Below are 18417 nucleotides of genomic sequence, written 5' to 3' on the forward strand. Positions count from 1 at the left end.
TCATTGGGGTTATGAAGACCCGAACGCGTTCTCGGTGGTTGCGAAAAGGTCTTCATCGGTGGTATGAAGACCTGAACGCGTTCCCGGCAGTTGCGAAACGGTCTTCATCGAGGTTATGAAGACCGGAATGCGCTCCTGGCGGTTGCGAAAAGGTCTTCATCGGGGTTATGAAGTGTAAAACCCAAGGAGTCCCAGTTCCAAATCCCTTTCATCCAGGTTATGAAGAGGAAAACCCAAGAATCCCTGTGCCAAATCCCCTTCATCGAGGTTATGAAGTGGAAAACCCAAGAAGTCCCAGTACCAACTCCCCTTCATCAAGGATATGAAGTGGAAAACCCAAGCAGTCCCAGTGCCAAATCCCCTTCATCGAGTTCATGAAGACCCGAACGCGACACCGGGCGCAGGTAAAGGGTCATCATCAACAGGAACCACCAGAACAGTCCCTCTGGTCCCCCTGGTCCCCACAATTAAGCCCCTTTTCCGATAAATTTTCGAATCTATGAATAATATTTTGGGCTTTGTCGAAAAATAATCGAAAAAATTTTTTTGAAAATGTATATAATTCCGCGAATGTGTTCAGAATGGTTGCTGAGGTGATGAACATGAGAGAGGAAGAAAAGAAACGTACTTCTCAAAAATTACAACGTTTATTTAGAAAGCGTTGGGTATTTCCAGCAATCTATTTGGTAAGTGCAGCACTCATTCTAACCGCGGTTTTATGGTTCACAGGCAATAACGATGTAGCAGATGATGTAAAAAATGGCGAAAATCAGCCAGGAACAGCTACAGGTGAAGAGCCAAGTTTACCGGTAAACCAAGCGGCAGAAAACTTTAAGATGCCTGTCATTGACGAAGATGCAATCCAAGTCTTTAGGGAATTCTACGATGCAGAGGCTTCAGCAGAAAAGCAAGAAGCAGCTCTTGTAGTCTATAACAATATTTATTCCCCTAACAAAGGAATTGACATCGTCGCTAAAAATGGTGAGTCATTTGAAGTGGTTGCATCATTAGCTGGAACAGTAACACGTGCAGAAAAGGATCCACTACACGGAAATGTTGTGGAAATCGAGCATTCTGATGGTGTTATCACAATGTATCAATCTCTTGCAGACTTAAAAGTGGCAAAAGGTGACGTTGTTGAACAAGGTGAAGTTCTTGGAATGGCTGGCGAAAATCAGTATGACAAAGAGGCAGCAATTCACGTTCACTTTGAAATCCGCAACAACGGTGTAGCTGTAGATCCAATTAAGTACTTTGGACAATCTGTAACTTCACTTGAAAAAAGTAAGCAAGGAACAGAAGACAAAGAAGCTGCAAGCAAGGAAGAAGACAAGCAACCAGCAGAAGATAAGCAACCTAAAGAAGAAGAGAAACCAGAAGATAGTAAGAAGCCAGCAGATGAAGAAGGCACTCCTGCTGACGATGAAGAATCAAATGAGGAAGAAAATGCAAACTCAACTGATGCTTCAATCGGAATGGCAAAAGCATAAGGCTTTAGAGAAACTATAGTCTAGCTGTGGTGGCAACCTTTAGCTAAAAATCCAACCGATTACTCCAACCGAGTAGTCGGTTTTTTTATGGGACAGGTCACGAATCTCTGTAAAATTCTGGTGGGACAATGTTCTTTTTTTAGTATAATGAGGTAAAAAAGTAGAGGACAAACCAAATGAAAAATACAGATGAAATCTGGAATGAAGTCATCCACAGTATTTGCAACATTAATTTTCCATCGGAAAACAAAATCTTAAACGATGCCTATCTAGTTTTCCAGTACTACTCAGAGCTTGAAAGTGGCGGGCATGAGGCTTTGCTTAACTGGTGGCATGAGTATATTGCAGAAGTGGAAATGACAACGTATATAAAAGAAATAACCCATATTTTAGAAAAAATCGGTGCACAGGACTACGCTGTTATTTTACAAAAATATGGTGAGGACATGTGGCAAACATTTGTTGCTTTAGAAAAGGGAGAAATTGACGAAGCGCGATTTTATCATGTGATTGAAAAAGCCGACCAGGAATATTACAGCCTAGAAGACAAGCTTCGGCAGCTACTAGAATCTTATTTTGTGAGCAATCATACCAATTTCCTCTAATAAAGAAACAGCAATCTTACTATAAAAGGTTGCTGTTTTTTATTGGGCTAGGCAATTTGTCACAAATTTATTTAATTCCTACTGAACTTTTTCCTAACCCCAAACGTACTATCTTCGGAAAAAACATTTGAAGGGAACGTGATCCACTATGGCAGATATTAACTGGGCGATTTTCGCACCGATTATCGTGATTCAATTGATTTTATTGGTGACAGCTTTAGTCGACCTCGTAAGAAGCGAACAAACAAATGGACCAAAGATTTTATGGGTGTTTGTCATCCTTTTAGTCAGTATACTTGGTCCGATTCTCTATTTTGTCATTGGAAGGAAGAGGTAGGATGGTGGAAGCTCTAGTCTCAATCGAAAATTTAGTGAAACGGTTTGGGAAGGAAGCGGCGGTAAACAATCTTTCCTTTGAAATTAATAAAGGAAGCTGCACCGCCCTACTTGGTCCAAATGGAGCGGGAAAAACAACAACGCTAAGGATGCTAGCGGGACTTCTTCACCCAACCTCGGGGAAAATTGCATTTGATGGCATGGAAAATGGCGACAATCGTAAATACATTGGCTACCTGCCACAGCATCCGGTTTTTTACAACTGGATGTCAGCAAATGAATTTTTAGTCTATGTAGGCCAGCTTGCGCATCTAACAAAAAAAGAATCACAGCAAAAAGCGGATGAATTACTAGAATTAGTCGGACTCGCTGATGCAAAGAAAAAGAAGATCGGCGGGTTTTCGGGTGGAATGAAGCAGCGCTTAGGAATTGCACAAGCGATGATTCACGAACCAAAGCTAGTAATGCTTGATGAACCTGTATCGGCGCTTGATCCTGTCGGTCGCCGTGAGGTCATTGAAATGATGCGAGAGTTGAAAAAGAAAACGACGATTCTTTTCTCTACACATGTGTTGCATGATGCAGAAGAGGTTTGTGATGATATCGTCATCATCCGTAAAGGTGAATTGGCGTTAAGTGACTCGCTAACGGGTCTTAGAAAGAAGCACCAGCATGATGTAATCGTTATTGAAGCAGAAAAGGATATTACAGACTGGGCAAACGGCTTAACTGCGATGGAGTCGGTTCATGAAGTGACCGTGGAGCGCACGGCGGCAACAATCGTTGTAACAGAGCTCAATGCAGCGCGAAATGCTATTTTACAAGATATCTTAATTAAAAAGTTACCAGTTTCAACGTTTAAAATTGGGCAATCTTCCCTTGAGGACGTATTCATGAAGGTGGTGAAGTCATGAGGCAATGGTCAATATTGTTTAAAAAAGAATGGATAGAGATGACGAGGAATTTTAAAATCCTCTGGATTCCACTTGTCTTCATTTTACTAGGAATCATGCAACCAGTCACCTCGTATTATTTGCCTGAGATTATCAAAGCAGCGGGCGAGCTACCAGAGGGATCTACCTTTGATATTCCAGTGCCATCGCCACAAGAGGTGCTCGTGGGAACCTTTGGCCAGTATAGCCAAATCGGAATACTTGTGTTGGTACTTGCGTTTATGGGGATTGTGGCAGCAGAGAAAAATAGTGGCGTGTCCGATATCATTCTCGTAAAACCTGTTTCGTTTGCAAATTATCTTACAGCAAAATGGCTCAGTATCGTTTTGATGACAATCGGTTCATTTTTACTTGGAATCATAGCGTCTTGGTATTATACCGGAGTTCTAATTGGAGATATAGGGTTTGAAGAATTAATGAAGGGATCACTAGTGTACGGAACGTGGCTTGTGTTCCTGGTAACGGTCACACTTCTATTAAGCTCGCTGTTTAAAAGCAATATTTTTGTTGCATTTATGTCGTTGTTGGTGGCGATTGGGCTGTCTGCAATCACTTCATTATTATCAAAATGGATGATGTGGAGTCCGGCAAGACTTTCAACACATGCAAGCAAACTTCTATTAACAGGAAGCCCGGATAAACAATTTGCATTATCATTATCCGTTTCACTTCTATTAATTCTGGTTTTGCTTATAAGTGCAATCTATCTTTTCTCGAAAAAAGAAAGAGCAGCGTAGTGAAACAAGGCGGGGCCGATTGGCCCTGCCTTGTTATTTAACGATTACCTTTCCTACCATTCCTTCCTTGAAATGGTATCTACATATGAGGTCATATGTACCGGGCATTTTTGGTTCCACAGTAACAATTTTCATTTGTCTTGGTTTGAGTTCATAGTCAATTCCGAGTTTTTCTACTGTGAAGGTGTGTTCCTTAACGCCGTTGTTTTTTAAGACCAACACGAACGGCTTTCCATGGGGAATCGTGATGGCTTTCGGGTTAAAGTAATCATCGTTGATTTCGACCTCAATTTTTTTCATCGGCTCCAAAGGCTGTGTTTCGGCAAATACACCAATCGAGCCAACCACAAACAACGCAAGCACAACGCCCCATATTGTTATCCACTTTATCTTAGTCAATTGCAATCCCTCCTTTCTAATACTATCTTTTTCTAATTCGCAAAATATTATCACGACAATTCTCCAAACCCATTCGAATTAGTTCCTTCATTTTTTCTTAGTCATGTATTTTCAATTGTTGATTCAAAACTACAAACCTCGAGTAAATACGAATTTTTTTATGAAAATAGTCTTATAAGTATTGAGTTTGTTGTCAAAACAATAGGAATATTTACTCAAGGACAAAGAAGAAAAAAGGTAGAATCTATGTAATATTGGGAAAAGCCTCGCAAAAAAATTGTGAAGAAAGGGGGCTGTTTATACAGGGAAATGGGCTGACTCAATATTTTGTATAGGGAGATGAAGCGTAGGTCATGGGTAAAAAACGAACACTTAAATCTTTACTTATTCTATTAGTCTTTTTATTAGCATTTTCTTCATTTGGAATGGGAGCATTCGCACAAACAAACAACTTAAAATCCTCTGCTCCGAAAGCATTAGCAGAACTATATGGGAACATAGATCTGAAATCCTCTAAATCTACAACAGTTATCGTGGAACTTACTGAAGCATCAATCGTAGAAGCAAAACAAGCTGGTAAATCTCAATCAAAAGCAAACCTAGCAAAAGAGCGTCAAAAGGTAAAGGACTCAGTGAAACAAGCCTCAAAATCAAGTAAAGTGAACCGTGAGTACGATTATGTTTTCTCGGGGTTCTCTGTTGAATTAAAAGCAAACGAGGTTCCGGCCCTGCTTGCTGTACCTGGGGTAAAAGCAGTATATCCGGATGTGGAATATAGAGTGACAGGTGAAGCGAGTGAACCTGTTTCACCAGATGCTTATAGTCCAGCGATGTTTGCAAGTGTCCCTCATATCGGTGTTGATAAAGTATGGAAAACAGGCTTTACAGGTAAAGGAATTACAGTAGCTGTTATCGATACAGGTGCTGATTATACTCACCCTGATTTAAAGCACGCATTTGGTGATTACAAAGGGTATGACTTTGTAGACAATGATAATGATCCACAGGAAACACCGAAAGCAGACCCTCGTGGTGAAGAAACTGCACATGGTACCCACGTATCAGGTACAGTTGCTGCAAACGGACAAATAAAAGGTGTAGCACCAGATGCAAAACTATTGGCATATCGTGTACTAGGTCCTGGTGGTAGTGGTACAACTGAAAACGTTATCGCTGGTATCGAGAAGGCTGTTCAAGATGGTGCTGATATCATGAACCTTTCATTAGGTAACTCATTAAACGATCCTGATTATGCAACAAGTATCGCACTTGATTGGGCAATGGCAGAAGGAGTAGTAGCTGTTACTTCAAATGGTAACGCTGGTCCAAATAATTGGACAGTAGGTTCGCCAGGTACATCTCGTGATGCCATTTCTGTAGGGGCTACACAGCTTCCGTTTAACATGTATAATGCATCAATTTCAACGACTGAAGGTGTTGAATATCCTTCGGCAAAGGTGCAAGGATTCCCAAGTGATGCCGAGTTACTAGCTTTAAATGGGAAGGAATTTGAGTTTGTACATGTTGGATTTGGCTCACCAGCAGAGTTTGAAGGAAAAGATCTAAATGGTAAAATCGCGTTAATTAGCCGTGGTGCTGGTATCGCATTTGTTGATAAGGCATCTGCAGCAAAAGCAGCTGGTGCAGTTGGTGCGATTATTTATAACAACGTAGCAGGAGAAACTCCTGATGTTGCGGGCATGGCTGTACCAACTATTAAAACAACGCAAGCAGATGGTAACAAGCTTTTAGCAGAGCTTGAAAAAGGAAACAATAAAGTAAGTTTCAATATTACATTCGCGCGCTCAGTAGACGAAACAATGGCTGACTTCTCATCCCGTGGACCTGTAACAGGAACATGGATGGTTAAGCCAGATGTGTCTGCACCTGGTGTAAATATCACGAGTACGGTTCCAACTCATGACCCTGCAAATCCACATGGATATGCTGCATACCAAGGGACAAGTATGGCATCTCCACATGTTGCAGGTGCTGCGGCATTACTTTTACAAGCTCATCCTGATTGGAATGTAGATGATGTAAAAGCAGCATTAATGAATACTGCAGCCGAGTTAAAAGATTCGACTGGAAAGATATACCCGCACAATACACAAGGTGCTGGAAGTATCCGTCCACTAGAAGCAATTAACACAAATACACTTGCAACCCCTGGAAGCCATTCATTTGGTGTGTTCTATAAGGACAAAGGAAAGCAGGTTGAGAAGCAGCATTTTACACTGAAAAATCTTTCAAAAGAAAGAAAAACATATAGCTTTGATGTTACATTTGATGGAAACCCAGCAGGCATTAAGGTGATGACAAGCAACAACTTAAAAGTGAATGCTGGCCAATCACAAAAAGTAAATCTGAATGTTCAAGTGGACGCAGGAAAGCTTGAGTCAGGATATTACGAGGGTACGATTAAAATTAGTGATGGAAAGCAAACATTTGACGTGCCGACAATCCTATTTGTGAAAGAACCTGATTATCCTCGTGCTGAAGCAGCATTTGTTTCGTTGGATGACAATGGTAACTTAACTCAGGTTGGAGGCTTCTTCCCTGGAGGGGCAGAGGAAGCAGATTTCTTTGTTTACCTATCAAATGCTGATGGTCAGCCACTAGGATACTTAGGTGACATTGCCCTCTATGAAAACGTTCCTGCAGGATATCAATATTTTGATTGGAATGGAACACTTTCTGACGGTTTTAAATTACCAAAAGGTTATTATTACAACGTATATGTTTATGCAACATATAAAGGTCAAACAGACCTAGCAGGAACAAACTTCCTATACGAATAATGATAAAAATGGTGTCGGGCCCATTCGACTTGACACCATTTAACTATGAAACAAGGCAGGACCGATTGGTCTTGCCTTGTTAATTTACGAATCCTTCATCCTCCTTCAACAATCTTTGCAAAGTCATCAAGAGTAGTTGAATACTTGATATAGATCCGTGGCAAAAGATAGAGTTCGTCTTTTATGCCCTTTTCAGAAAACAGTTCAGGCGTTGTCGTAAGTCCGAACAAATAGTGTTTCTTTGTTTCTGCTACAACCTTGTTATTAAAAATTCCGTATGGATACGCAAGAGCAATAACTGGTTTGCCTGTTATTTTTTGAATTTTATCTTTAGAGCCTTTTAGTTCATATTCAATATTTTTTATTTTCATCAAATCAGGATGTGTAGCAGTATGAGACTGTATTGAGATGATCCCCGAATCAGCCATCATTTTTATATCTGATTTCGATAATCGGTTGGAGCGATCGATAAAGTCAGAAATAACAAAAGTGGTACCAGTTGGTTTAAAACGTTCGCTCTGCAGTTTTTGGAAGATACCAAAAGCATTCAGATTGTCTTTGTACCCATCATCAAAGGTGATGAAAATGGGTTTGTCCACTTTATTAATTTCTTCCCATCGATCAAAAGTTAATAATGTGAAGCCATGGTCTCTTAGATAAATCATTTGTTTCTCGAAATTCTCCGGTGTTACATATAACTCCTTAGAACCCAGCCCTTTAAATTCATCAATCGAATGATAGACTAAGATAGGTACTTTACTTTGAGCAAAAACTTGTGATGGAAGAATTATTATAAGAAGACATAGGAAAAACATTGTAACCTTTTTCATAAGACTCCTCGCTTTATATTTTTTTTATTACTTTCATTTTATTATTCCTCAACAAAACAGCTTTAATTCAATAAGACTCTTACCTTATGAACAGGCCAGTATCCAACCATTACAATTTAAGACCTGTACGACTTTTAAATCGTCTCAACAATATATGACTTTCCACCCTCGTAATCCCGTCTAAACTATAAAGCTCTTCATTAATAAAATTTTCAAGCTTTACAAAGTCCTCGACAAGAACGTGCATGTGCAAGGTACTCGGTCCTGTCATCTGGTAGCAGCTTGCAACACTCGGATTATTTGCGAGCGTCTCTGCCACTCTTACAAGTGAAGCCGGTTCACAGTCTACTTCAAAAAAGGCGGACACTCCTTTTCCTACTTTTTCAGAATTAATCACAACGGAAAACTTTTCAATCACGCCATTGTCCATGAGTTGGTTGACGCGCTCACGAATCGATACCCTTGAAAGACCAAGCTCTTTTCCAATATCCACGTAGGACATTCTCCCATTTATCGTTAACAGTTCGAGAATTTTTTTATCCGTTTCATCGATCTTCATAGACATCCCCACAATTCAATTTTTTTTCGACAACATACATCCAAGCAATTGGACATGCTTACGATATGTTAATAGCTGTAAGCTTCATCTACCTGCGTTTTTACTTATTTTATTAAAATTATAGAATATATTTGAAATTTCAATTATAATCATAATTATAAACAAAAAATTCCGTTTGTTAATCAATTTTTGAAAAATAACTAACAATTGTAAATTATGGGGTACATAGAAGGGGGATTTTGAAAATGAACTTGGATTACTTGAATTACCCGTATGCTTCACAACGAATGGCGACTTTTGCGAAAAATGGGATGGTCGCTACGTCGCAGCCATTAGCGGCACAAGCAGGGTTGGACATTCTGAAAAAAGGCGGAAATGCCATTGATGCGGCAATCGCAACGGCAGCAACCTTAACCGTTGTTGAACCTACCTCAAATGGAATCGGTGGGGATGCCTTCGCGCTTGTATGGGTGAAGGGTGAGCTGCATGGTCTAAACGCGAGCGGTCCGGCACCAAAAAGCATTTCAATTGATGCCGTAAAAGCAAGAGGTCACGAAGAAATGCCGACATTTGGCTTACTTCCAGTTACCGTACCGGGTGTTCCTTCCGCGTGGGCAGAGCTGTCCCGACGTTTCGGAAAACTTCCATTATCAGAAGTTTTAAAGCCGGCAATCAAGTATGCGGAGGAAGGCTACCCATTATCACCTGTTCTAGCAAAATACTGGAAGGGTGCCTATAAAAGATTTAAAGAAACTTTTACAACGCCAGAATACAAAGGCTGGTTTGACACATTTGCTCCACAGGGACGCACTCCTGAAATTGGTGAGGTTTGGAGCTCCGAGGGTCACGCGAATACGTTACGTTCCATAGCGGAAACAAATGCAGAAAGCTTTTACAGAGGTGAGCTAGCCGATAAAATCGATGCCTTTTTCAAGGAACACGGTGGCTTTCTTTCAAAAGAGGATCTAGCAGACTATAAACCTGAATGGGTTCAGCCGATTTCAGTCAATTACCGCGGCTATGATGTATGGGAGATTCCACCAAACGGTCAGGGTATTGTCGCATTAATGGCGCTGGGCATCTTGAATGGCTTTGACATCAAGGAAAAAGAATCAGTTGAAACCTACCATAAACAAATTGAAGCTATGAAACTAGCATTTTCGGATGGAAAAAAATATGTAACCGATCCTGAAAAAATGTCGGTGACGGCAGCACAGCTTTTATCAGAAGAGTTTGCGGCTGAAAGACGAAGCTTGATTGGAGAAGAAGCACTAACGCCAGAACCAGGAACACCACCACGTGGAGGAACCGTGTATTTAGCAGCAGCTGACTCTGAAGGAAACATGATTTCCTATATTCAGAGTAACTACATGGGCTTTGGTTCAGGAATTGTGATTCCGGGGACAGGAATTTCCCTGCAAAACCGCGGCCATGATTTTTCATTAGACCCAACGCATGAAAATGCATTAGAGCCGGGTAAAAAGACGTACCACACGATTATTCCAGGATTTTTAACAAAGGACGGCGAAGCAGTTGGCCCGTTTGGTGTCATGGGTGGATACATGCAGCCACAAGGCCACACGCAAGTGATTATGAACACGATTGATTTCCATTTGAACCCGCAGGCGGCACTTGACTCACCGAGATGGCAATGGATTGAAGATAAAAAGGTGTTGGTTGAACCAAATTTCCCAGCACATGTTGCTCAGGCGCTTGCTAGACGTGGTCACCAAATTCAGATTGCTCTTGATGGCGGCAGCTTTGGTCGCGGTCAAATCATTTGGAGAGACCCGAAGACTGGTGTTCTTGCAGGTGGTACGGAAGCGAGAACGGACGGTAGTATTGCATCATGGTAAACAAAACGGAAATGAGATGATAGTATGAAATACCTTAATTTATTTATCGCCTTTTTTCGATCGGGGATTTTGGGGTATGGAGGCGGTCCTTCCTCCATACCTCTCGTTCATAAAGAGGTCGTTGAAACGTACAAATGGATGACCGATGACGAATTTTCAGATGTACTCGCACTAGGGAACACGTTACCAGGGCCGATTAATACAAAAATGGCGGGCTACATCGGCTACCGCGTAGCAGGAATTCTAGGAATGTTGACTGCACTGCTGTCATCTATTCTTCCTACAATTGTACTCATGATTCTTTTATTAACCTTTTTATCATCTATAAAGGATCAGCCTTGGGTTCACGGGATGGTAAAGGCGGTAATTCCTGTAGTTTGTGTCATGATGGCGACATTAACATGGGACTTTTTGAAAAAGTCAAAGGAATCTTTAGGATGGAAAGTTGCAGCGGGAATCATCGTTGTGAGTTTTGTGTTAATTGAGTTTGTTGGAATACACCCAGGCATCATCATTGGGGTGCTGCTTGTCGCTGCGATTGTCAAGAGAGACAAAGCGAAACAAGCTGATCACAGAATAGAAAAGGGTGTTGGCATGTGATTTATTGGCAAATTTTCTTAGCCTTTTTTATACCAGGGATTGTTGGGTATGGTGGTGGACCGTCATCCATTCCTCTTGTTGAAAATGAGGTAGTTGGACGCTACGGCTGGTTAACGGTTTCTGAATTCAGTGAGGTGCTTGCTCTCGGAAATTCCTTGCCTGGCCCAATCGCTACAAAAATGGCGGGCTATATTGGGTATGAAGTAGGGGGAATACCAGGTTCCATTATTGCAGTCTTTGCTACTGTGGCACCTTCTCTTATTTTGATGATTGTCTTACTAGGCTTTTTATACAAACATAAGGATTCCCCAAAGGTAAAACGCATGTCAAGCTATGTTCGCCCGGCAATTGCGGTATTACTAGGTACATTGACAATTAGCTTTTTCACAACATCGTATGCAGATGCGGGCATATGGCAAACAATCATTATCATTGTGGTAAGCTTTGTTCTAATGGAAAAGCTGAAGGTTCACCCAGCCTATGTCATCATTGGGGCATTAGGCTACGGCGCATTTTTTCTAGCATAATGGGGTGTGGAGAATGAAAAAACTATTACTAACAGGATTTGTTCCATTTTTAGATAATCCAATCAATCCAACTGAGGAAATCGTGAAGAGGTTGGAGGGGCAAACAATCGGTGGATATGAGATTGTCGGAAAGGTACTGCCGGTTGATTTTGCAGAATCAGCTAAACAATGTATCGAACATGTCAATGAGGTCAAGCCGGATGTCGTGATTTCGTTAGGGCTTTCAGCAGGTAGAAATAAAGTCACACCCGAGCGGATAGCAATCAACTGTCGTGATGGGGCGGCTGATAACAGTGGTGTGAAATTGCGGGATGTACCGATCGAAGAAGACGGTTCAGCGGGTTATTTTTCTACATTGCCGATTCGGGCATTTGTCGATGCGTCGGTTGCGAAAGGATACCCAGCTGCGATTTCAAACACTGCAGGGACGTATCTTTGCAACAATGTCATGTACTCGGTATTGCATAAAGTTGAACGGGAGAATCTCCCGATGCGTGCGGGATTTATTCATATTCCAGCCTCACATGAGCTTGCACTTCAGAAAAATGGAATTCCGAGCTGGTCGTTAGCGGATCTAACAGCATCAATCCGCGCCATGATTGAGGTACTTGGAGAGTAAAGTTGTGGGATACGGTTCAACAAACAGGATATGGCCAATAAATAAAAAATATAGCTGATAATTGAAATTTATGGTCAATAATCAAAAGATATAGCTAATAATCGAAGTTTATGGCCATTAGCCAACAAACCATTTGAATACAAGACCAATATTTGAAAAACACTAAGAGGAAGCCTGATTTGGGCTTCCTCTTTTTCAATTATGAAAGGACTAATAAAATGAAGCAATTTCATATTTTTTATGCATTTTTCAAAGTGGGCTTACTTGGATATGGGGGCGGCCCTTCATCAATTCCGCTAATCCATAATGAAGCAGTTGATCGCTACAAATGGCTGAGTGACGACGACTTTGGTGATATCCTCGCACTTGGAAACACACTGCCCGGGCCGATCGCGACAAAAATGGCAGGCTATATCGGCTATCGCGTCGGCGGTTGGATTGGGATGATCAATGCCGTGTTGGCAATCACAATCCCGACAATCGTATTAATGATTGTATTGCTCACCTCATTGACCTCTTTTAAAAATCTAGCATGGGTACAGGGAATGACAAAGGCAGTGCTGGCTGTGGTTGGGGTTATGCTAGCTCAACTAACTTGGGAATTCTTCATAAATGCTAAAAAAGGGCTGGGTTGGACAAAAGCAATTATGCTTGGAGTGGTTAGTGTCCTGGTTTTAGATCTAATTGGTGTACATCCAGGCATTTTGGTAGGCGTCTTACTGGTGCTTGCCTTATTGAAAAAGGACAAGCAGGAGGAGAAACTATCATGATCTATATGCAGCTTTTTATTGCCTTTTTCATTCCAGGAATTCTTGGCTATGGTGGCGGCCCTGCGTCAATTCCACTTGTTGAAAATGAAGTTGTTCATCGCTATCAATGGCTTTCTGTCCATGAGTTTAGTGAAATGATTGCGATTGGGAACGCGTTGCCAGGTCCAATTGCCACAAAAATGGCTGGGTATATCGGATTTCAGCAAGCAGGGATTTTGGGTGCGGCGGTTGCCACTTTTGCAACGGTTGCCCCTTCCTTGATATTGATGCTTGGCTTGCTTAGTATATTGAAAAAATTTAAGCACTCTCCGAAAGTAAAGCGAATGACAAACTATATTCGTCCGACAATCGCTGTTCTTTTGGGCGCAATGGCATATCGCTTTTTTGAGGAGTCGTATGAAGATGCCGGGTTGATGCATACAATTATTTTAGTAGTGCTAAGTTTTTTGCTGCTAGAAAAATGGAAGGTCCACCCCGCGTATGTCATTATCGGTTCGCTTGTGTATGGGGCTGTGTTGTTGTAGGGAGGATTTTTCTAAAAGGACAATCATTAAAAGGGTTTATGGTTTGGGCATTTTTGTAAAGATTAAAAAAATACTTCAAAATAGGTCGTTTGTATTATCTTTTTCCTGAAATAACCAAAAACCAAATCGTGTCAAGCAGTTAGATTTTCAAAAAGAAATCTTACTCCCCTTTCATCATTGTTTGCAAATTTAATCCTTGGAATATGGCATTATTTTGGGTGGCACATTTCAGCTAGTCGATAGATTAGTAGAGAATATGGAGTGCAAAAAGGATATGAAGGCAGCTGCATTTGTTAACCCAAAACGACAAATTTCTCAGGAAATATTCGAATTGACGGGAATAACGAATGATTAGGTCGAAATGCGCTGACCGTAATTTAACGGATTTACTATCTTTTTTCATTTACAAAAGCCTCTCGATTTCACTTAACTCCTACTACTTTTTGAAGATTTAGGGAAACGAACCCAGAACGACCGAAAATCAAAGCAGGATTTTTTGAGGAACACTGGTTGTCCAAGGATCAAAATGGCTTGTCCATGCTGAAAAAACAAGCATTTTTTAAAAATATTTTGATAAAAGCCTTGTCCCTCTTGACTTTTTAGCATAATCCCTCAACCAAGCTAATAAAATGTTACAAACCTAACAAAGAGAGTGTTTGAGGTGAGGGGGCGTAAACCGTCTTCAAAGATCCAGCAATTCATATACGAATATTATCCAAACTAAACGACTTCTTCGTTGAAGCAAGAACGTTTCTCATTTCACACTTCTCACATCCACATAGGGAGGGCGAGTAGTGTGCACGATTACATCAAAGAACGAACTATCAAGATTGGAAAGTATATCGTGGAGACAAGAAAAACAGTTCGCGTAATTGCGAAAGAATTTGGAGTTTCCAAAAGTACTGTCCATAAAGATTTAACCGAAAGGCTACCTGAAATCAATCCCGAACTAGCAAACGAAGTAAAAGAAATCCTGGATTACCATAAATCGATAAGGCATTTACGGGGTGGAGAAGCGACAAAGCTTAAGTATAAAAAAGAAGAAGAATTACAAGAAGAACCTGTGAAATAACATGATTGGGGCTTTCTTCCTAGCATTTACGACATTTTCCTACAAAAATTTTACAAAATAACTATTTAAAATGTTAAATTGTGATAGAATATATAATTAGGAAAATAATGTGCATTTGTGTTTAAATGCAAGGAGGAAAGTTACTCAAATGTTAGCTAGAGATATCGGAATCGATCTAGGAACTGCGAACGTACTTATACACGTAAAAGGTAAAGGAATTGTATTGAACGAGCCATCTGTTGTGGCATTAGATAAAAACACTGGTAAGGTTTTAGCTGTTGGTGAGGAAGCAAGACGTATGGTGGGTCGTACACCTGGAAATATTGTCGCGATTCGCCCATTAAGAGACGGCGTTATAGCAGATTTTGATGTTACTGAAGCGATGCTGAAGCATTTTATCAATAAGTTAAATGTAAAAGGCTTTCTTTCAAAACCAAGAATTCTAATTTGCTGCCCAACAAACATTACTTCTGTTGAGCAAAAAGCAATTAAGGAAGCTGCAGAAAAAAGCGGTGGAAAGAAAATCTATCTTGAGGAAGAACCAAAGGTTGCTGCGATTGGAGCAGGAATGGACATCTTCCAACCAAGTGGAAACATGGTCGTAGATATTGGCGGTGGTACTACAGATGTTGCAGTATTATCAATGGGCGATATCGTCACCGCCTCTTCTATAAAAATGGCTGGGGACACATTTGATGCGGAAATTCTAAGCTATATCAAGCGCGAGTACAAGCTGTTAATCGGGGAAAGAACGGCTGAAAACATTAAGATTCAGGTAGCGACTGTTTTCCAAAATTCACGTAATGAAGAAATTGACATTCGTGGACGTGACATGGTAACAGGTTTACCTCGCACACTGACGATCAAATCTGATGAAATCGAAAAAGCCCTACGTGAACCAGTTTCTGCAATTGTACAAGCTGCGAAAAGCGTTCTTGAAAGAACTCCGCCTGAGCTTTCTGCGGATATCATTGATCGTGGCGTCATTTTAACGGGTGGTGGAGCATTGCTTCACGGAATAGATCAGCTTTTAGCAGAAGAATTACGTGTTCCTGTATTAATTGCTGAAAACCCAATGGAGTGTGTGGCAATCGGTACAGGCATTATGCTTGAAAACTTGGACAAGCTACCACGCAGAAAATTAGTGTAAACTATATTAATGTTAGGGAAAGGACCTCACCAAGATTGGCAGGTCCTTTCCTCTATATAAAAAATTTGGCGTGGCTATATTTTACAGATGAAGAAATAGGGATTTCCCACTATAATAAAAAGTAGACTAATGTTCGGATATGGAATTAGGAGGTGAGCTCATGTTACGTGGATTTTATTCTGCAGCAGCTGGAATGCTTGCTCAGCAGCGTCGTACTGAAATGCTAACGAACAATATTGCAAATGCCAATACACCAGGCTACAAAGTGGACCAAGGTTCTTTACGTGCATTTCCAGAAATGCTTATGCAACGTCTTGAAGGTGTGCAAAGCCCTGCTAAAAATGGTGGCAATCTTCGGACATCGAGCGGGATCGGTGGTCTTAATACAGGTGTGTACATGCAGGAAATGATTCCGTTGTTCAAGCAAGGAGATATCCGCGAAACAGGGCTTGCTACAGATGTGGCGTTGGTGAATGGAAACCTGCCAATCAATACGGAAACAAATAAACCAGGTTCCTTGTTTTTTACCGTACAAAATGCAAACGGTGATGTACGATATACAAGAAACGGGAACTTTACAGTTGACCCAGCTGGATATTTAACAACAAACGAAGGCTTTTATGTGCTCGATGAAAATGGAAATCGGATTGCACTTGAAAATGATCAGTTTGACTTGTCAGCCGATGGTAGCCTATTAATTAACGGTCAAACCGGGTCGCGTCTGGGCATTGCTTTTTCAGAAAATCCATTGAACCTGATTAAAGAAGGAACTGGCCTGTTCCGGACAAATGATGGTATAGTGCTTCCAAATGCGGCAGCAAATCCTGGAGTGACTTATACGTTAAAACAAGGATTCCTTGAAGGTTCAAATGTGGATGTGAGTCAGGCGATGACAGAAATGATGACTGCATACCGTACATTCGAAGCCAACCAAAAAGTGCTTCAGGCATATGATAAGAGTATGGACAAAGCGGTTAACGAGATTGGAAGATTATAAGAAAAGTGCAAGGCGCGTGGCATTAGGCGACAAGCATAAGACGAGCGCTGACAGAAGGTGCATTTTACCTTCCGAAGCGATTGGCTTATGACCTCGAGCCGATGGCGCCTGAAACTAGACATTGAGGAAAAGCAAGGGAGGGCTCTAAATGCGCTCGATGATCACAGCAACAAATACGATGAGTCAGTTGCAAAAACAGCTTGATACAATTGGACATAATCTAGCAAATATCGATACGACCGGCTATAAAAAGCGCCAGGTTAACTTTAGTGAGCTTTTATCCCAACAATTCAATAATCAACCCGTTAACGCGCAAGAGGAAGGTCGCGTAACCCCTAATGGAATTCGAGTAGGAGTTGGTGCACGACTCGGGTCTACGAATATGATGATGACCCAAGGTGCAATTAAATCAACAGATCGCGAGCTTGATATTGCGTTTACGAAGGAAAATCAGTTTTTACAGGTGTTGGTGGATGAAAACGGCATCCAAGTCCCTCGTTTTACAAGGGAAGGTGCACTTTATTTGTCTCCTGCAGCTGATGGAACAAATCGCGTTTCCCTCGTGACAAGTGGTGGTCATCCTGTTTTAGACCAAGACGGAGAGCCAATTGTGTTTGTAGACAATTTTAAAGAAATAAAAATATCAACAAATGGGGAATTAACAGTTGTTCCTGAGGCAGGTGCGCCACAAACATTTAGTCTATCAGTTGTGCAGATAAATAAGCCACAGCTTCTTCAAGCAGTGGGACAAAATCAATTTGCGTTACCTGACTTAGCTGAGCTTGGAATCGTAGCAGATGACGTTCTCGTATCTCTTCAAGGTGCTTTGCGTGAACAAGTGAGTATGCAACAAGGAGCACTTGAACAATCAAACGTTGATTTGACAACTGAAATGTCGGATCTGTTATTGACCCAACGCTCATATCAATTTAATGCAAAGTCAATCTCTATCTCAGACCAGATGATGGGACTTGTGAATGGAATACGATAATTGAACTACGCAGATACTATAAAATAAAGCAGACAATCGGCGTAACTCGGGCAACAACCTAAAGATAAGGGGTAATCTCAGTGACAAGTGAACTTAACAATACACAAGTAAAATCACGCGAAGAATTTCGAAAAGCGCGTGACGAAGAAAAGAATACGGGAAAAGAGCCGAAAAAGAAGCGGGAAGGAAAACTTCGAATTCGCTTAATTCCGATTTGGATACGACTTTTGCTTGTCGTTGTTCTTTTTGCAGCTAGCATCATGGTTGGTGTGGTTGTAGGTTACGGAGTCATTGGAGATGGAAATCCGAGTGATGCCTTGAAAAAGGAAACATGGCAGCATATTGTAGACCTTGTCAATAAAGATGCAGAAAAATAAAGAGGGCATACGCCTTCTTTTTTTATGATAATAAACGCTTCGCCGATGAGGTTTACAACTTTACTTAATACTTGTATTATAATAGGCATTATAAGCTAACTTTATTCAGTAGAAGTCTTTAACTTTTACTGAATAAAGTTAGAGTCTCCGGCGGATGCCTCAGATCTTCAAAGGAACATTTTCGAATTTAGGATCAAAGACTAGAAACGCCACTTCCTGATGTC

General features: G+C 41.0%; 20 protein-coding genes. 17 read left to right on the forward strand and 3 right to left on the reverse strand.

Annotated elements, in window-relative coordinates:
- Window positions 1–602: 602 nt before the first annotated feature.
- The 5 genes from V7097_RS03660 to V7097_RS03680 all read left to right on the forward strand — a co-directional run bounded on the left by V7097_RS03660 (window position 603) and on the right by V7097_RS03680 (window position 4121).
- Entirely contained in the window at window positions 603–1490 is an 888-nt protein-coding gene (locus V7097_RS03660) for a M23 family metallopeptidase (RefSeq protein ID WP_335702238.1), read from the forward strand.
- A gap of 176 nt (window positions 1491–1666) precedes the next feature.
- The gene (locus V7097_RS03665; RefSeq protein WP_335702239.1) at window positions 1667–2095 is read left to right on the forward strand and encodes a DMP19 family protein; all 429 of its coding nucleotides are present in this window, start codon (window positions 1667–1669) and stop codon (window positions 2093–2095) included.
- A 148-nt stretch (window positions 2096–2243) separates the two neighbouring features.
- The gene (locus V7097_RS03670) at window positions 2244–2432 is read left to right on the forward strand and encodes a PLD nuclease N-terminal domain-containing protein (RefSeq protein WP_335702240.1); all 189 of its coding nucleotides are present in this window, start codon (window positions 2244–2246) and stop codon (window positions 2430–2432) included.
- 1 nt (window position 2433) lies between these two features.
- Window positions 2434–3345, forward strand: coding sequence for an ABC transporter ATP-binding protein (locus V7097_RS03675; protein ID WP_335702241.1), 912 nt, complete (start codon window positions 2434–2436; stop codon window positions 3343–3345).
- Entirely contained in the window at window positions 3342–4121 is a 780-nt protein-coding gene (locus V7097_RS03680; protein ID WP_335702242.1) for an ABC transporter permease, read from the forward strand. The genes V7097_RS03675 and V7097_RS03680 overlap by 4 nt, the downstream gene beginning before the upstream one ends.
- A gap of 33 nt (window positions 4122–4154) precedes the next feature.
- Here the strand turns inward: V7097_RS03680 and V7097_RS03685 are convergent, their stop codons facing one another.
- Window positions 4155–4520: a cupredoxin domain-containing protein gene (locus V7097_RS03685; protein ID WP_335702243.1), complete on the reverse strand. Its 366-nt coding sequence runs from the start codon at window positions 4518–4520 to the stop codon at window positions 4155–4157.
- 353 nt (window positions 4521–4873) lie between these two features.
- Between V7097_RS03685 and V7097_RS03695 the strand changes: the two genes are divergently transcribed.
- Window positions 4874–7321: a S8 family serine peptidase gene (locus V7097_RS03695; protein WP_438824190.1), complete on the forward strand. Its 2448-nt coding sequence runs from the start codon at window positions 4874–4876 to the stop codon at window positions 7319–7321.
- A gap of 95 nt (window positions 7322–7416) precedes the next feature.
- On the opposite strand, the gene V7097_RS03700 is transcribed toward V7097_RS03695, so the two are convergent.
- Window positions 7417–8151, reverse strand: coding sequence for a polysaccharide deacetylase family protein (locus tag V7097_RS03700; RefSeq protein ID WP_335702244.1), 735 nt, complete (start codon window positions 8149–8151; stop codon window positions 7417–7419).
- A gap of 109 nt (window positions 8152–8260) precedes the next feature.
- Window positions 8261–8710 (reverse strand): Lrp/AsnC family transcriptional regulator, encoded by a 450-nt coding sequence (locus tag V7097_RS03705; RefSeq protein WP_335702245.1) that lies wholly within the window; start codon window positions 8708–8710, stop codon window positions 8261–8263.
- 245 nt (window positions 8711–8955) lie between these two features.
- On the opposite strand from V7097_RS03705, the gene V7097_RS03710 reads away from it, so the two are divergent.
- The 11 genes from V7097_RS03710 to V7097_RS03760 all read left to right on the forward strand — a co-directional run bounded on the left by V7097_RS03710 (window position 8956) and on the right by V7097_RS03760 (window position 18193).
- On the forward strand, window positions 8956–10566 hold the full coding sequence (locus tag V7097_RS03710; protein WP_335702246.1) for a gamma-glutamyltransferase family protein: 1611 nt from the start codon (window positions 8956–8958) through the stop codon (window positions 10564–10566).
- A gap of 24 nt (window positions 10567–10590) precedes the next feature.
- On the forward strand, window positions 10591–11166 hold the full coding sequence (locus V7097_RS03715) for a chromate transporter (RefSeq protein WP_335702247.1): 576 nt from the start codon (window positions 10591–10593) through the stop codon (window positions 11164–11166).
- Window positions 11163–11693 carry a chromate transporter gene (locus V7097_RS03720; protein WP_335702248.1) on the forward strand — a complete coding sequence of 177 codons (531 nt, stop codon included), beginning with the start codon at window positions 11163–11165 and terminating at the stop codon, window positions 11691–11693. The genes V7097_RS03715 and V7097_RS03720 overlap by 4 nt, the downstream gene beginning before the upstream one ends.
- 13 nt (window positions 11694–11706) lie before the next feature.
- On the forward strand, window positions 11707–12312 hold the full coding sequence (gene pcp, locus V7097_RS03725; protein ID WP_335702249.1) for a pyroglutamyl-peptidase I: 606 nt from the start codon (window positions 11707–11709) through the stop codon (window positions 12310–12312).
- Between the two features lie 218 nt (window positions 12313–12530).
- Complete coding sequence (locus tag V7097_RS03730) at window positions 12531–13082, forward strand: chromate transporter (protein WP_335702361.1); 552 nt, start codon at window positions 12531–12533, stop codon at window positions 13080–13082.
- Window positions 13079–13606, forward strand: a complete 528-nt coding sequence (locus V7097_RS03735) for a chromate transporter (protein WP_335702250.1) — start codon at window positions 13079–13081, stop codon at window positions 13604–13606. Before V7097_RS03730 ends, V7097_RS03735 begins: the two co-directional genes overlap by 4 nt.
- A 796-nt stretch (window positions 13607–14402) precedes the next feature.
- Window positions 14403–14678 (forward strand): sporulation transcriptional regulator SpoIIID, encoded by a 276-nt coding sequence (spoIIID, locus tag V7097_RS03740; RefSeq protein ID WP_010677153.1) that lies wholly within the window; start codon window positions 14403–14405, stop codon window positions 14676–14678.
- A gap of 148 nt (window positions 14679–14826) precedes the next feature.
- Entirely contained in the window at window positions 14827–15828 is a 1002-nt protein-coding gene (locus V7097_RS03745; RefSeq protein ID WP_335702251.1) for a rod shape-determining protein, read from the forward strand.
- 160 nt (window positions 15829–15988) lie between these two features.
- Window positions 15989–16825: a flagellar hook-basal body protein gene (locus V7097_RS03750; RefSeq protein ID WP_335702252.1), complete on the forward strand. Its 837-nt coding sequence runs from the start codon at window positions 15989–15991 to the stop codon at window positions 16823–16825.
- Window positions 16826–16973: 148 nt separating this feature from the next.
- On the forward strand, window positions 16974–17816 hold the full coding sequence (locus V7097_RS03755) for a flagellar hook-basal body protein (RefSeq protein WP_335702253.1): 843 nt from the start codon (window positions 16974–16976) through the stop codon (window positions 17814–17816).
- A gap of 80 nt (window positions 17817–17896) precedes the next feature.
- A complete protein-coding gene (locus V7097_RS03760; RefSeq protein WP_335702254.1) occupies window positions 17897–18193 on the forward strand; it encodes a DNA-directed RNA polymerase subunit beta in 297 nt (98 codons plus the stop codon).
- The last annotated feature ends 224 nt before the right edge of the window (window positions 18194–18417 follow it).

This window comes from Bacillus sp. JJ1562 (assembly GCF_036962705.1).
Lineage (GTDB): Bacteria > Bacillota > Bacilli > Bacillales > Bacillaceae_L > Ferdinandcohnia.

What these genes read in the sequence shown, in the direction of transcription:
- V7097_RS03660 (WP_335702238.1), top strand. Translation starts at nt 603, where the DNA reads ATGAGAGAGGAAGAAAAGAAACGTACTTCTCAAAAATTACAACGTTTA.
- V7097_RS03665 (WP_335702239.1), top strand. Translation starts at nt 1,667, where the DNA reads ATGAAAAATACAGATGAAATCTGGAATGAAGTCATCCACAGTATTTGC.
- V7097_RS03700 (WP_335702244.1), bottom strand. Translation starts at nt 8,151, where the DNA reads ATGAAAAAGGTTACAATGTTTTTCCTATGTCTTCTTATAATAATTCTT.
- V7097_RS03750 (WP_335702252.1), top strand. Translation starts at nt 15,989, where the DNA reads ATGTTACGTGGATTTTATTCTGCAGCAGCTGGAATGCTTGCTCAGCAG.
- V7097_RS03675 (WP_335702241.1), top strand. Translation starts at nt 2,434, where the DNA reads ATGGTGGAAGCTCTAGTCTCAATCGAAAATTTAGTGAAACGGTTTGGG.
- pcp (WP_335702249.1), top strand. Translation starts at nt 11,707, where the DNA reads ATGAAAAAACTATTACTAACAGGATTTGTTCCATTTTTAGATAATCCA.
- V7097_RS03670 (WP_335702240.1), top strand. Translation starts at nt 2,244, where the DNA reads ATGGCAGATATTAACTGGGCGATTTTCGCACCGATTATCGTGATTCAA.
- V7097_RS03695 (WP_438824190.1), top strand. Translation starts at nt 4,874, where the DNA reads ATGGGTAAAAAACGAACACTTAAATCTTTACTTATTCTATTAGTCTTT.
- V7097_RS03715 (WP_335702247.1), top strand. Translation starts at nt 10,591, where the DNA reads ATGAAATACCTTAATTTATTTATCGCCTTTTTTCGATCGGGGATTTTG.
- V7097_RS03735 (WP_335702250.1), top strand. Translation starts at nt 13,079, where the DNA reads ATGATCTATATGCAGCTTTTTATTGCCTTTTTCATTCCAGGAATTCTT.
- V7097_RS03755 (WP_335702253.1), top strand. Translation starts at nt 16,974, where the DNA reads ATGCGCTCGATGATCACAGCAACAAATACGATGAGTCAGTTGCAAAAA.
- V7097_RS03680 (WP_335702242.1), top strand. Translation starts at nt 3,342, where the DNA reads ATGAGGCAATGGTCAATATTGTTTAAAAAAGAATGGATAGAGATGACG.
- V7097_RS03710 (WP_335702246.1), top strand. Translation starts at nt 8,956, where the DNA reads ATGAACTTGGATTACTTGAATTACCCGTATGCTTCACAACGAATGGCG.
- V7097_RS03745 (WP_335702251.1), top strand. Translation starts at nt 14,827, where the DNA reads ATGTTAGCTAGAGATATCGGAATCGATCTAGGAACTGCGAACGTACTT.
- V7097_RS03730 (WP_335702361.1), top strand. Translation starts at nt 12,531, where the DNA reads ATGAAGCAATTTCATATTTTTTATGCATTTTTCAAAGTGGGCTTACTT.
- V7097_RS03705 (WP_335702245.1), bottom strand. Translation starts at nt 8,710, where the DNA reads ATGAAGATCGATGAAACGGATAAAAAAATTCTCGAACTGTTAACGATA.